Below are 12,949 nucleotides of genomic sequence, written 5' to 3'. Positions count from 1 at the left end.
TCAACTGACGGTGAACTGGCTGTAGTTGCTGATCCGGCCGTCCCGGACCTGGAGGATCCGGTCGCAGTGCGCGGCCACCTCGGCGTCGTGCGTGACCATCACCAGCGCGGCACCCTGCTCACGGGTCACCGACGTCAGCAGCCGTACGACCTCCGTGCCGGTCGCCTGGTCCAGGGCGCCGGTCGGTTCGTCGGCGAAGACCACGTCCGGCGCCACGGCCAACGCCCGTGCGATGGCGACCCGTTGGGCCTGGCCGCCGGACAACTGGCCGGGGCGGCGCCGCTCCAGGCCGTCCAGACCGAGCGGGGCGAACCAGCGCCGGGCGCGCTCCACCGCCTGCGCCCGGGGCAGTCCCTCCAGCATCAGCGGGAGGGCGACGTTCTCCTCGGCGGGCAGTTCGGGCAGCAACTGGCCGGACTGGAAGACGAATCCGAACCTCTTGCGCCGCAGGGCGCTGAGCCGGTTCTCGCCCAGGTCGTCGATACGCCCCCAGCCTTCGGCCGGGGGGACCCCCATCTCGCTTCGCTCGCCGCGCAGCAGCACCTGGCCGCCGTCCGGGCGGACGATCCCGGCGAGGGTGTGGAGCAGCGTGGACTTGCCGGAGCCCGACGGGCCCATGATCGCGAGGGAGTCGCAGGCACCGACCTCCACGTCCACGCCCGCCAGGGCCGTGGTGGAGCCGTACTTCTTGATCAGGCCGACACCGGCCAGGACGGCGCTCATGAGCGGTCGAACTTCCACGTGACGGAGTCGGCCGAGGCCTTGACCACGGTGACCGGGATGTCCACCGCCGTGCCGTCGCTCTTCCTGCCCGTGCAGGTGACGGTCGCCCCGGCGACGGCCTTCAGGCAGGTGACCCCCGAGACCTTGTCGCCGACCCAGGGGAGCGGGTGGTACCTGCTCTGGGCGCGGCCGGCCACGATGTCCGCGGACAGCGCCTTGTGGCCGTCGACCGTGACCGTGCTGTGCGCGTCGAGTTCGGTGGTGGACTGGGTGCCGGACAGCAGATGGGTGCCGAGCGCACCGAGGGCGACCGCGGCCGTCGCGCCACCGATCACCCCGACGATGAACCTGGTGGACTGCATCACGTACTCCTGAAGCGTGGGAGGGAGGAAGCGGTCCCACTCTCGTCGGCCCGGACCCGGGCCCGCCTCGGCCGAACGGCCAGGGTTCGCACCACCCCCGCTCGACCGTTCGGCCGATCCCACCCCACCACGCCTCGCATACCGTGACCAGCATGAGATCCGTCACCGGCCGGGGCTGCGCGCGGGGGCTCGCCGTGGGCGCCCTGCTCGGTCTCGCGGCCTACGACCTGAGTTTCACCGCCTCCACCGGCCGGTCCGCCTGGCCCGGGGTCGTGGTGCTCGGCACCGGCCTGGCCGCCGTCCTGTGGCCCGTCGCCCGGCGCCCGCGATGGCTCACCCCGCAGCTGCGCACCGCCGCGCCCGCCGTCCTCTCGCTGCTGTACAGCGCGGGCGCGATCCTCGCCGAACACTCGGAGCTGTTCGGCCCCGGCGAGATCGTGATCCTGCTGACCCTGACCTTCATCGCCGTACGGCACTGTCCGCAGCCCTGGGCCGCGGTGTGCGGCGTCCTGGACGGCCTCGCGCTGCTCGCCCTGCCGGCCCGCTACTTCCACTCGGTCACCGACGACAACCTGCCGCTGGTCACGACGATCGGACTGGTCCTCGTCGGGGCTGTTGCCGGGTTCGCCGGGTATCTGCGCTCGCTCGACTACCGCCGCACCGTCGCGGTCACCGAGACCCGGCGCGCCGAACGTCTCGCCATCGCCGCCGACCTGCACGACTTCGTCGCCCACCACGTCACCGGCATCCTCGTGCAGACCCAGGTGGCCCGCATGATGGCGACCAGCAGGCCCGCGGACCTCGACCCCGTGCTCTCGGGGATCGAACGCGCCGCGACCGAGGCACTGGCCTCCATGCGGCGCACGGTGGGTGTGCTGCGCGACGCCGGCCCGGACGCGGCCGACCGCCGCCCGGCCGGCGACCTCGCGGCCGTCGCCGAACTCGTCGACGGTTTCGCGAGCCCGGTCCAGAAGGTCACCCTGCGCCGCGACCCCGCCCTGCCCGACGACCTCCCGCACGAGGTGCAGGCCGCCGCCTTCCGGGTCGTACAGGAAGCCCTGACGAACGTACGACGGCACGCGGCCGACGCCGCCGAGGTCACCGTGGGGCTGCGCCGCGCGGGCCGTCGGCTGGAGGTCACGGTGACGGACGACGGCCGGGGCGGCACGCAGCTCCCGGCCGCCGCGCACGGCGGGGGTTTCGGTCTCGTCGGCCTCACGGAACGGGTGACGGCGCTGGGTGGCGAACTCCGGGCCGGTCCGCGCGCAGGCGGCGGGTGGGAGGTGCGGGCGGTGTTTCCGGCGGGGCGGCCGTGAGGGGGCGTGGCTTCCCGGGCGGTCCGGTCAGTCAGGCCTTGAAGCCGATCCCGCCGTACAGCGAGATCGGTCCCTCGCCGAGTGGTGTCTCGCCCTCCGCGAGTTCCGGGTGCCAGTCGGCCACGGACACGATGCCCGGTTCGATCGGCTCAAGTCCCTTGAAGAAACTGCTCACTTCGGCGTGCGAGCGGGCCACCAGCGTCACCCCGCCCGCCGCGTAGGCGGCGATGCCCCGCTCCACCTTCTCGCGCTCGAAGTCGGCGGTCATCGCGGACAGCACCAGGCAACTGCCCGGCGCCAGCGCGCCGATCAGGGTGTCGACCAGTTCGTGGGCGCCGTCCTCGTCCGCGATGAAGTGCAGGAGCGCGATGAGCGAGAGGGCGACCGGCTTGTCGAAGTCGAGGACGCGGGCGGCCTGTTCGAGGATCGTGAGCGGTTCGCGGGCGTCGGCCTGGAGGTACTCCGTCGCACCCTCGGGCGTGCCGCGCAGCAGCGCCGCCGCGTGCGCGAGCACGATCGGGTCGTTGTCGACGTACACGATCCGCGCGTCCGGCGCGGTGGACTGGGCGATCTGGTGGAGGTTGGGCGCGGTCGGTATCCCGGTGCCGACGTCCAGGAACTGCCGGATGCCCGACTGCCGGACCAGCAGCCGCGTCGCCCGCTGCATGAACCAGCGGTTGGCCCGCGCGGTGCGCGGGGCGCCCGGGTCAAGTGCCGTGATGTGACGGCCCAGTTGCTCGTCGACCGGGTAGTTGTCCTTGCCACCGAGGAACCAGTCGTACACCCGGGCCGGATGCGGCTTCGACGTGTCGATCCGCCGGCCGGCTGGTTCTGTCCCGGTCACACGAGGCTCCTCTGCTCGACTCTGTTCCACGACGACCCCGACGGGGTGTGCGAGCAGTTTGGCACGGTCATGCCGACCCGGTGCGGCCGATCAACACGCCGTCCAGGAAACGGATCAGGTCCGCGAAGACCTCCGCCCGGTTCGTCTCGTGGAACACCTCGTGCCGGGCGCCCGGATACACGTGCTCGGTCGACTCGCCGCCGCTCAGCCGCTCGACGCCCACGCGACTGCCGGACAGCGGGACGAGCCGGTCGTCGCCGCCGTGCAGCCAGAGCAGCGGCAGCCGGCCGATGTCGCCCGCGTCGGCGACGGTCGTCAGGGTGCGGGCGAAGGCCTCCAGCGTCGGCCGCTTCATTGGACCGTGCCAGACCAGTGGATCCGCGGCGTAGGCCGCACCGACCTCCGGGTCTCGGGAGAGCGCGGCCGGGCTGATCGGGACGTCCGGGATCTCGTCGAGGGCGAGCAGCCGGCCCGGCAGCTCCCAGGTGCCGATCACCGGCCCGGACAGCACCAGCGCGGTGAGCTCGTCGCCGTGGCGCTGTGCGAAACGGGACGCGATCAGGCCGCCCATGGAGTGACCGATCAGGACGAGGGGGACGCCCGGGTAGGTGGCACGGGCCAGATCGGCGACGGAGTGCAGGTCCGTGACCACGTCCTCGAAGTCGCCGATCAGCACCCGCTCACCGCCCGACTCGCCGTGACCCTGGTGGTCGGGCCCGATGACGGCGGCGCCGTGCGCCACCAGTACGGCGGCCAACCCGGCGTACCGGCCGATGTGTTCGCCGTATCCGTGCGCGACGAGGGCGACGTACCGCGGGCGCTCGTGCGGCCACTCACGTGCGGTGATCGTGCTGCGGGTACCGGGGAGGACATGCTCGCGGGTGTCGGCCACAGCCAGAAACTAACACCGCCGGGGGATGTCATGATCCGCCGCTGCGCGGCAGCGGCAGGGGCCACCTGGCGAGACACTCCTTACGCGGACAGATGTAAGGACATACGATCGGTCCTCGCATGGACACGATGACGCTCTGGCACATATCCGGCTGGGAATTCGCCGCGCTCGCCGCCGCGGCCCTGCTCGTCGGCTTCTCCAAGACCGCCGTGAGCGGGGCCAACACGGTCAGCCTGGCGATCTTCGCGGCCGTCCTGCCCGCCCGCGCCTCCACCGGCGTACTGCTCCCGATCCTGATCGTCGGCGATGTCCTCGCCGTCCTCACCTACCGGCGGCACGCCCACTGGCCCACTCTGTGGCGGCTCTTCCCGGCGGTCGCGGCGGGAGTCGTGATCGGGACCCTGTTCCTGGTGTGGGCCGACGACGCGGTCGTACGGACGTCGATCGGCGCGATCCTGCTGCTCATGGCAGGGGTCACCCTCTGGCGCCGCCGCAAGGCGGAGGCCGACGAGGAGCCGGACTCGGTGGCCACCAGGTCCGGCCGCGTGAAGGCCCGCTCCTACGGAGTGCTCGGCGGTTTTACGACGATGGTCGCCAATGCCGGTGGCCCGGTCATGTCGATGTACCTGCTCTCGGCGGGCTTCCGGAAGCTCGGCTTCCTCGGCACCTCGGCCTTCTTCTTCCTGATCGTCAACGTCACCAAGGTGCCCTTCAGCGTCGGCCTCGGCCTCATCGACGGCCACTCACTGCTGCTCGACGCGGCACTCGCGGCGTTCGTCGTGCCCGGAGCGCTGATCGGCAAATGGGCCGTGAACCGCATCAACCAGCGACTGTTCGAGCAACTCGTGATCGCGGCGACGATCATCGGCGGCCTGCAACTGCTCCTGCGCTGACATGACCTCGTACGCTCGCCCCATGCCCCCGCACATCCTGATCCTCGGCGGCACCACCGAGGCACGAGAGCTGGCCGCCGGGCTGGCGGTACGGCGTCCCGAGGTCCGGGTGACGACCTCGCTCGCCGGGCGGGTGTCGCGGCCCGGGGTACTGGCCGGGGAAGTGCGGATCGGCGGGTTCGGCGGCGCCGAGGGGCTGGCCGAGTGGCTGCGGGAGCACCGCGTGGACGCGGTCGTCGACGCCACGCACCCCTTCGCCGAGTCGATCACCGCGAACGCGGCACGGGCCGCGGCGGACACCGGGCTGCCCGTCGTGGTCCTGCGCAGGCCCGGCTGGCGGCCGGTCCCCGGAGACCGCTGGCATCCGGTCGCCTCACTGCCCGAGGCCGCCGACGCGCTGCCCGCACTCGGCCACCGCATCCTCCTCACCACCGGCCGCCTCGGCCTCGCCGCCTTCGCCCACCTGCCCCAACTGCACTTCGTCGTACGGTCGGTGGAGCCGCCCGAGCCTCCGACGCCACCGGACATGGAGGTACTGCTCGCGCGCGGACCCTTCACGGTGGCCGACGAGGCTGCGCTGCTGCGCGAGCACCGGATCGACGTGGTCGTCACGAAGGACAGCGGGGGAGCGGCGACGGCGGCCAAACTCACGGCCGCGCGGGAGGCGGGCGTCCCGGTGGTGGTCGTAGGACGGCCGCCGTTGCCGGAGGGGGTGAGCGCGGTGCCTGATGTGGCGGGGGTGCTGGAGTGGCTGGGGTTCAGCCCGGGGTGATGACCGTGGCCCGGAGACGGTCCACGGCGCGCAGCACCTCGTCCCGGTTCTTGGCGCTCTTGATCCATGCGGGGAGCCGGGCGACCAGGGTCATCTTCTGCCCGGTGTCGTACCAGGGCGCGCGTTCGCGCAGGTCGGCGGCGACGAACCGCCTGATGAGGTCCAGGTGTTGAAGGTTGTACGCCCACAGCTCCCCGTGCCGGGTTCCGGTCCGCAGCCACAGGTCCGGGCAGGAGCAGGCGCTGGAGTACCGCGAGGAGTGGCCCGCGCCGGCCCCGATCCGGCACAGGCCGCAGGACCGGCAGACCAGGCGGGTGTGCGGACGACTCATGCGGTCGGCGTCCCGAGGTGTGCACGGGCGCCGCTCGAAGTGGGCGATCCGTGCGCAGCGCGGGCACCGGACCAGCACCGACGACGCGAAGTCGGAGAGCGTGGCGCGCGGGTCGTGGAAGCGCACGGGTGTCGGGGACATGCCGTGAGTGTGACAGCGGCTCCGCTCGCCCGGCACCCGGTTTTCAGGAGGTGGAGCTCTCCGCCAACTCCGCCGGGCGCTGCGGGAGTCCGGAGCTCAGGTCCTCCACCAGGAGGCGCTTGGCGATGGTGTCGACCGCGGCGCGCAGGTCGGCGTTCGAGGGGCGGCCGATGTCCTGCTGGACCCGGGCCTCCAGCCAGTTGCCCCAGGCCCTGCCGATGACCTCGGCCTCGCGTTCGCCCGCCGTGGTGTGGGAGAGGAGGTTGCCGGTGCGGGTGAGGTAGCCCTCCTCGACCATGCGATCGAAGACCGGGAGGAGCACCTCCGGGGGCATGTGCCGGCGGGCGGCAATCAGGCCGAGGCTCGCGTGGCCGACCATCCTGCCGAACAGTTCGACCTGCATCACGGCCCAGGCGCCGGCGATGTCCAGCCGGGTGTCGGAGTCCGTGATGATCCGCCGGGCGGTGTCGAGGTCCGTGCTGCCGATGACCTTGCCGACGGCCGCTTCGAGGAGGCGTTGCGAGTCCGCGCCGCGCGGTGACGCGAAGCCCTCGCCCATGTCGGTGGAGCCCATCCGCGCACTGTCGCGCAGCTCGACCTGCTTGAGGAACAGGGCCACGACGAAACCGATCACCGCGACCGGGACCGTCCACCGGAACACCGTCTGGATGGTGTCGGCGTACGCGTTGATGATCGGCGCGGCGGCGGCGTGCGGCAGCTTGTGCAGGCCCTCGGGACTGGTCGCCGCCTTGGTGATGACGACGGGGTTCAGCGCGCTCGTCCTGGCGGCGGCCGCGATTCCGTCCTTGAGGTTCGGTCCCAGGGTGTTGGCGTAGATCGTGCCGAAGACGGCGGTGCCGAAGGAGCTGCCCAGCGTACGGAAGAAGGTGACGCCGGAGGTCGCGGTGCCCAGGTCGGCGTACTCGACGGTGTTCTGCACGGCGATCGTCAGCACCTGCATGCACAGCCCGATGCCGGTGCCGAGCACGAACATGTACACCGACTCCAGGAACGCGCCGGTGCCCGGACCCATGAGCGACATCAGATACAGCCCGACGCCCATCACCGCGGAGCCGATGATCGGGAAGAGCCGGTACTGGCCGGTCTTGCTGACCACGTTGCCGCTGAACACGGACGCGATCAGCAGCCCGATCACCATGGGCAGCGTCCGCACACCGGAGACGGTGGCCGAGTCGCCGTCGACGTACTGCAGATAGGTCGGCAGATACGTCAGCGCGCCGAGCATCGCGAAACCGACGATGAAGCTGAGGATCGAGCAGACCGCGAACACCGGATTGCCGAACAGCCGCATGGGCAGCATGGGTTGCTCGGCCCGCGTCTCCACCCAGCAGAACAGGGCGAGCGCGATCGCGCCGCCCACGAACAGGCCGATGATGGTCGCCGAACCCCAGGCGTACTCGTTGCCGCCCCAACTCGTCGCCAGGATCAGGGAGCTCGCGCCGACCGCGACCAGCGCGATGCCCAGGTAGTCGATGACCGGCCGTACCGCCGACTTGACCACGGGGATGGTGCGGGCCGCCGCGATGACGACGACGATCGCGATGGGCACGTTGACGTAGAACGCCCAGCGCCAGGTCAGATGGTCGGTGAACAGGCCGCCCAGCAGCGGTCCGATGACCGTGGCCACGCCGAACACCGCGCCGATCGCGCCCTGGTACTTGCCGCGCTCCCGCAGCGGGATGACATCGGCGATCAGCGCCATCGCCGTCACCATCAGCCCGCCCGCGCCGATGCCCTGCACCGCGCGCCAGGCGATCAGCAGCGTCATGTTGGTGGCGAGACCGCACAGGAACGAGCCCGTGATGAACACGATCGCCGAGACCTGGAAGACCACCTTGCGGCCGAACAGGTCACCGAACTTGCCGACCAGGACGGTCGCCACGGTCTCCGCCAGCAGATAGGCGGTGACCACCCACGACATGTGCGCGGCACCGCCCAGGTCCGACACGATCGTCGGCAGGGCGGTGCCCACGATGGTCTGGTCGAGGGCCGCCAGCAGCATGCCGAGCATGATCGTCACGAAGACGACGTTGCGGCGGCGCGAGTCCAGCACAGGGGGCTGCTGCGCGGAGGGCAGCGCGGTTTCCTCGGCGACTGTCACGAGGTCACCATCACACCGATGGACCCTTCCTGCACAGTGGGCGGGTCCGCCCGGGTGCTACTCCGCTGCCGGGTGACGGCGCAGCAGATACGTGTCCATGATCCAGCCCTTGCGCTCCCGGGCCTCCGCGCGCAGCCGCTCGATGCGCGGGGCGGCCTCGGCTATCGGTCCGGAGGCGAGGATCTCGTCCGGGGTGCCGATGTAGGCGCCCCAGTAGATGTCGATGTCCTGGTCGGCGTACTGCCGGAAGGTCTGGTGCGCGTCGAGCATCACGACCACGTCGTCCACCCCCTCGGGGAACCCCTCGGACAGCCGTCTGCCGGTGGTGATCTGCACCGGCCGGGCCACCCGGTTCAGCCCCGTGCGGTGCCGGGCGACGAGCGCCGAGACACTGCTGATGCCGGGCACGACGTCGTACTCGAAGGCCACCGCGCCCCGCTCCAGGATCTCCTCCAGGATCCCGAGCGTGCTGTCGTACAGCGAAGGATCCCCCCAGACCAGGAACGCGCCGCTCTCGTCCTCGCCCAACTCCTCGGTGATCAGCCGCTCGTAGATGTCCGCGCGGGCACTGCGCCAGTCCCCGACCGCGGGGGAGTACGCGGCGCCCCCGGCCTTCCGGTCCCGCTCCGGGTCGCGCGCCTCGACCAGGCGGTACGTCCCCTCCGGTATGTGCGCGTCGAGCATGTCCCGGCGGAGTCCTGTGAGGTCGGACTTCACCTCGCCCTTGTCGAGGAGGAAGAACACGTCGGTGCTCCGCAGCGCCCTGACCGCCTGGAGGGTGAGCTGCTCGGGGTCGCCCGCGCCGATACCGATGACATGAATCTTTCGCACGCCCCCGAGTCTGCCCCACGCCACTGACAGTCCGTACACCGCACCGGCACCGACCGGCTACGACGTCCCGCGCGGCACCGGCACCGACCGGCTACGACGCCCCACGCAGCCGGGGCGCCCGCGCCCGCGCGTCCACGTTCCCGCCGCCCCGCTCCACGTCGTCGCCGAGCCCCCGCGCCCACGCGGCGACTCCCGCGAGATCCATCCCGTACGGCCGCTCCCGCCCGGTCAGGGACGCCCACTCCTCCACGCCGCCGGCCCCGCGCCGCAGCAGCCGGGCCCCGCCGGTGACGTTCCCCCGGGCCGCGTGCGTGAGCCCCACCGCGAGCTGGGCGAGCCCGCGCCACAGGGCACGCTCCTCGTCCGGCCCCGACTTCCAGGCGTCCTCGAACACCTCGTGCGCGTGGAACGGCTTCCCCTCGTCGAGCAGCGCCTGCGCCTCGACGACGGTCTCCTCCGGCGCCCGCACGACCCCCTCGGGCTGCCGCGCCACACCGTCCGCGCCGTACGGCAGCGGCCGCCCGAGCCCGTCCCGGGGCCGGGCATTGCGCGCCCGCCCCGCTTGGTCCCGGTCCCGCAGGTCGTCCGTACCGTCCGCACCGGCCGAGGATGTGTCGCTCATACGACGATTGTCCCGCGCCCGGCACCGGCTTCGGCGCACCCCCGGGCGTGGGGTAGGCTGCTGTTCGCGCGATCACGCGGTTCACCGCAGGAAAGCGCACCGGGACGTGGCGCAGCTTGGTAGCGCACTTGACTGGGGGTCAAGGGGTCGCAGGTTCAAATCCTGTCGTCCCGACTCTATGGAGTCGCAGATGAGGGGCGGTTCCGGAGGAATCCGGAACCGCCCCTCGATCATTCGGTCACGGCTTGCGCGCGACCGCCCCGTACATCGCGATGTCCTCGTCGCGTATGTTCTGCTCGCCCGTGCCGTCCGGGTGCCACTTGTGGACCTGGACGATGCCGGGTTCGACCAGCTCAAGCCCCTCGAAGAACTCGTGGGCCTCGTCGATGGTGCGCAGCCGCATGGGCATGTCGCGGGCCGCGTACTCGCGGGCGACGCGGCCCACCTCCTGCGGCGCGAACTCGGCGGTGCCGATCGACATCGCGAGGTAGCTGCCCGAGGGGAGGGGCTCCAGCAGCCGCCGTACGACGCCCACCGCGTCGTCCGCGTCGAGCATGAAGTGCACGATGGCGATCACCGTCAGCGCCACCGGCCGGGAGAGGTCCAGGGTCTCGCGCAGCTCCGGCGCGTCGAGGATCGTGGCCGGTTCACGGAAGTCGGCCTCGATGTACGACGTCCTGCCCTCGGCCGTGCTGGAGAGCAGACCCTGGGACAGGGTGAGGACGATGGGGTCGTTGTCGACGTAGACGACCCGTGACTCGGGAGCCACCTGCTGGGCGATCTCGTGCAGGTTCGGCGAGGTGGGGATGCCGGTGCCGACGTCCAGGAACTGGCGTACGCCCGCCTCCTCGGCGAGCCAGCGCACGGCCCGGTTCATCCAGTCCCGGTTGGCGCGCATGTGGATCGGGAGCGCGGGCCACTCCCGGGACATGGCGTCGCCCGCCTCCTTGTCGGCGGGGTAGTAGTCCTTCCCGCCCATGATGTAGTCGTAGATCCGCGCGGAGTGCGCGTGCTCGGTGTCGATGCGGTCGGCCGGCCATCCGTTGTCGGGCAACGCCGTGTCTCCCATGCGAGTGGTGAAGGTTCGGGATGAACGCTCAATAAAAACAAGGGGGGTTCACAGAAGGAAGTCGGCGTCACCCGCCTTCACGCCCGTGACGAAGCTCGTCATCTCGTGGGGGGTGAAGACCAGCGCCGGGCCGTCGGGGTCGGTCGACTGCCGTACGGCGACGCGTCCGTCGGCGAGCTTCTTCACTTCCACGCAGGCGCCCCCCGCGTCGTCGCTCCACGGCTTGGTCCAGCCGCGCGCGCCCAGGTTCCGGGACGGTATGCCGTTGCGTATGGGGTGGTGCACGTCAGAGCTCCTTGCGAATCGCACCGAGGAGGGCCTCGGTCTTGCGGGCGGGCGCCGCCTGGGCACCCAGCCGGTCCAGGGCCTCGCGATACACCACGACGTCGTCGCTCTTGTCCAGATAGACAGCGCCCACCAGACCGTTGAGATAGACGACGTCGGGCAGTTCGGCTGCCCGGAACCGGAAGAGGTGGAACGCCCCGGCCCGCATGGCCGGGTGCGGGCCGTTGGCGAACGGCATGATCTGCAGGGTCACATGGGGCAGACGGTTGACCTCGATCAAGTGGTCGACCTGGGCGCGCATCACCGCGGCACCCCCGACCGGCCACCGCAGCACCGTCTCGTCCATCACGACCCACACCCGCGGCGGCGCCTCGCGGGTCAGCAGTTCCTGGCGGCGCATGCGCAGGGCGACCCGGCGTTCCGTGGCCTCGGTGGGGGCGTGCGGGTTGCCCGCGCCGAGCAGGGCCCGCGCGTACTCCTCGGTCTGCAGCAGCCCGTGCACGAACTCGTTCTCGTAGGCGCGTACTTGGAGCGCCGCCTGCTCCAGGCTCAGATACGCGGCGAACCAGTCCGGCATGACATCGCGGTACGTGTGCCACCAGCCGCGCTTGCTGGCCTCGCGGACCGACTTCAGGAAGGTGTCGATCTCCTGACGGTCCGTCACCCCGTAGACCTGCAGCAGCTTTTCGGCGTCCGTCAGGCGCAGCCGGGCCACCTTGGCGGCCTCCATGCGGCGGATCGTGGAGTGGCTGACCCCGATGGCCGCGCCCGCCTCCTCGTACGTGAGGCCCGCGCGGGTCCGCAGTTCCTCCAGCTGGCGGCCGAGGATCATGCGCAGGACGGAGGGGACGCCGCCCCAGTCGGTCTCTGCGGTCACGGTCTACCTCCCTTGCGCCTCCAGCTCCGGGCGGCAGTCTGGCAGGGTTTCGCTCTTCACAGACTCTTTCGATCACTTCCTGGCGGAAGCAGCATGCACTTCGCGACGTGCAATTTTCAACTTGCCGGTTGCGATGCGTTGTTGGCAGGTGCCACAGTAAGCAGGTCGTCACAGCTCGTCGAAGAGCGGGACGGCGCAGCCCAGTTGGGGGAAAGGGCTGTGACCTGCGTTGGCCCGGCAGGGTCGCCGTCCGCACCTCGTGCGCGGCCGGTCGGCGCGATACCGGCACCGCACGAAAGGCGTACGGCGATGGCTCCGCCCTCTGTCCCCCAGCCGCTGGACCGACCTCCCGGAGGCGGGCGTCCTGGCCGACTCCCTGGGCCGCAAGGCCCCGGCCGGCTCGTCTCCGGGAACCAACACCCGCGCCACAGCCATCTGTTCGGCCTGCCGGCGACCCCGGCGTCGGTCGGCCTGGCCCGCAGAACCGTGGACGAACTGCTCATCGCGTGGGGCGTCCGCGAAGCCGTCCGGGACAACGCTGTCGTCGTGACCTCCGAACTCGTCACCAACGCGCTCACGCACTCCGCGAGCGACTGGATCGTCTGTGAGGTGCGGAGCACGCACGGAGTCCTGCGGATCGAGGTCGAGGACCAGAACCGCGGCGCCACGCTCCCGGCACCCGGCCGGCCAGGCCCCGACGACCAGGGCGGGCGCGGTCTCCTGCTGGTCACGGCGCTCAGCAGCGACTGGGGCACGACGGACGTCCCGCACCGGTCCGGGCGGATCGTCTGGGCCGAACTGACCACGGACGAGGACAAGCCCGCCCCGCCCTGACACCCGCCCGCGCCTCCCCGCCCGGCCCATCCCCC

Annotated in this window: 15 protein-coding genes and 1 tRNA gene; 5 read left to right on the top strand and 11 right to left on the bottom strand. The window is 71.4% G+C overall.

Going from position 1 to position 12,949, the window contains the following annotated elements; all coding sequences use genetic code 11:
* Together SSP08S_RS27510 and SSP08S_RS27505 are read right to left on the bottom strand one after the other, a co-directional pair.
* Nucleotides 1-723, bottom strand: a complete 723-nt coding sequence (locus SSP08S_RS27510; RefSeq protein WP_019070859.1) for an ABC transporter ATP-binding protein — start codon at nucleotides 721-723, stop codon at nucleotides 1-3.
* Complete coding sequence (locus SSP08S_RS27505) at nucleotides 720-1,085, bottom strand: hypothetical protein (protein WP_019070858.1); 366 nt, start codon at nucleotides 1,083-1,085, stop codon at nucleotides 720-722. Before SSP08S_RS27505 ends, SSP08S_RS27510 begins: the two co-directional genes overlap by 4 nt.
* 152 nt (nucleotides 1,086-1,237) lie before the next feature.
* Here SSP08S_RS27505 and SSP08S_RS27500 point away from each other — a divergent pair, with 152 nt between their 5' ends.
* The gene (locus tag SSP08S_RS27500; protein ID WP_019070857.1) at nucleotides 1,238-2,401 is read left to right on the top strand and encodes a sensor histidine kinase; all 1,164 of its coding nucleotides are present in this window, start codon (nucleotides 1,238-1,240) and stop codon (nucleotides 2,399-2,401) included.
* 31 nt (nucleotides 2,402-2,432) lie between these two features.
* Here the strand turns inward: SSP08S_RS27500 and SSP08S_RS27495 are convergent, their stop codons facing one another.
* On the bottom strand, nucleotides 2,433-3,245 hold the full coding sequence (locus tag SSP08S_RS27495) for an SAM-dependent methyltransferase (protein ID WP_019070856.1): 813 nt from the start codon (nucleotides 3,243-3,245) through the stop codon (nucleotides 2,433-2,435).
* 67 nt (nucleotides 3,246-3,312) lie between these two features.
* Entirely contained in the window at nucleotides 3,313-4,137 is an 825-nt protein-coding gene (locus SSP08S_RS27490; protein WP_019070855.1) for an alpha/beta hydrolase, read from the bottom strand.
* Nucleotides 4,138-4,256: 119 nt separating this feature from the next.
* Between SSP08S_RS27490 and SSP08S_RS27485 the strand changes: the two genes are divergently transcribed.
* The gene (locus SSP08S_RS27485) at nucleotides 4,257-5,030 is read left to right on the top strand and encodes a sulfite exporter TauE/SafE family protein (RefSeq protein ID WP_019070854.1); all 774 of its coding nucleotides are present in this window, start codon (nucleotides 4,257-4,259) and stop codon (nucleotides 5,028-5,030) included.
* 22 nt (nucleotides 5,031-5,052) lie between these two features.
* Nucleotides 5,053-5,802, top strand: a complete 750-nt coding sequence (locus SSP08S_RS27480; protein ID WP_019070853.1) for a cobalt-precorrin-6A reductase — start codon at nucleotides 5,053-5,055, stop codon at nucleotides 5,800-5,802.
* On the opposite strand, the gene SSP08S_RS27475 is transcribed toward SSP08S_RS27480, so the two are convergent.
* From SSP08S_RS27475 to SSP08S_RS27460, 4 genes are all read right to left on the bottom strand, one after another.
* Complete coding sequence (locus SSP08S_RS27475) at nucleotides 5,789-6,274, bottom strand: hypothetical protein (RefSeq protein WP_019070852.1); 486 nt, start codon at nucleotides 6,272-6,274, stop codon at nucleotides 5,789-5,791. The two genes, SSP08S_RS27480 and SSP08S_RS27475, sit on opposite strands and share 14 nt — an antisense overlap.
* A gap of 43 nt (nucleotides 6,275-6,317) precedes the next feature.
* Nucleotides 6,318-8,396 (bottom strand): MDR family MFS transporter, encoded by a 2,079-nt coding sequence (locus SSP08S_RS27470; RefSeq protein ID WP_019070851.1) that lies wholly within the window; start codon nucleotides 8,394-8,396, stop codon nucleotides 6,318-6,320.
* Between the two features lie 57 nt (nucleotides 8,397-8,453).
* On the bottom strand, nucleotides 8,454-9,227 hold the full coding sequence (cobF, locus tag SSP08S_RS27465; RefSeq protein WP_019070850.1) for a precorrin-6A synthase (deacetylating): 774 nt from the start codon (nucleotides 9,225-9,227) through the stop codon (nucleotides 8,454-8,456).
* Nucleotides 9,228-9,318: 91 nt separating this feature from the next.
* Nucleotides 9,319-9,849, bottom strand: a complete 531-nt coding sequence (locus tag SSP08S_RS27460) for a DUF309 domain-containing protein (RefSeq protein WP_019070849.1) — start codon at nucleotides 9,847-9,849, stop codon at nucleotides 9,319-9,321.
* A 100-nt stretch (nucleotides 9,850-9,949) separates the two neighbouring features.
* Between SSP08S_RS27460 and SSP08S_RS27455 the strand changes: the two genes are divergently transcribed.
* Nucleotides 9,950-10,023, top strand: a tRNA-Pro gene (locus SSP08S_RS27455).
* A gap of 64 nt (nucleotides 10,024-10,087) precedes the next feature.
* Here the strand turns inward: SSP08S_RS27455 and SSP08S_RS27450 are convergent.
* The 3 genes from SSP08S_RS27450 to SSP08S_RS27440 form a co-directional block, all read right to left on the bottom strand.
* Nucleotides 10,088-10,903 carry an SAM-dependent methyltransferase gene (locus tag SSP08S_RS27450; protein ID WP_026178871.1) on the bottom strand — a complete coding sequence of 272 codons (816 nt, stop codon included), beginning with the start codon at nucleotides 10,901-10,903 and terminating at the stop codon, nucleotides 10,088-10,090.
* 63 nt (nucleotides 10,904-10,966) lie between these two features.
* Nucleotides 10,967-11,203 carry a DUF397 domain-containing protein gene (locus tag SSP08S_RS27445; RefSeq protein WP_019070847.1) on the bottom strand — a complete coding sequence of 79 codons (237 nt, stop codon included), beginning with the start codon at nucleotides 11,201-11,203 and terminating at the stop codon, nucleotides 10,967-10,969.
* Between the two features lies 1 nt (nucleotide 11,204).
* A complete protein-coding gene (locus SSP08S_RS27440) occupies nucleotides 11,205-12,080 on the bottom strand; it encodes a Sco1979 family transcriptional regulator (protein ID WP_019070846.1) in 876 nt (291 codons plus the stop codon).
* A 309-nt stretch (nucleotides 12,081-12,389) separates the two neighbouring features.
* Here SSP08S_RS27440 and SSP08S_RS56085 point away from each other — a divergent pair, with 309 nt between their 5' ends.
* Entirely contained in the window at nucleotides 12,390-12,914 is a 525-nt protein-coding gene (locus SSP08S_RS56085) for an ATP-binding protein (RefSeq protein ID WP_026178870.1), read from the top strand.
* Nucleotides 12,915-12,949: the final 35 nt, after the last annotated feature.

Source organism: Streptomyces hokutonensis, from assembly GCF_000376565.1.
Lineage (GTDB): Bacteria > Actinomycetota > Actinomycetes > Streptomycetales > Streptomycetaceae > Streptomyces > Streptomyces hokutonensis.
Note: the sequence above shows the minus strand (reverse complement) of the source record. Positions and strands in the feature narration are given on the sequence as shown.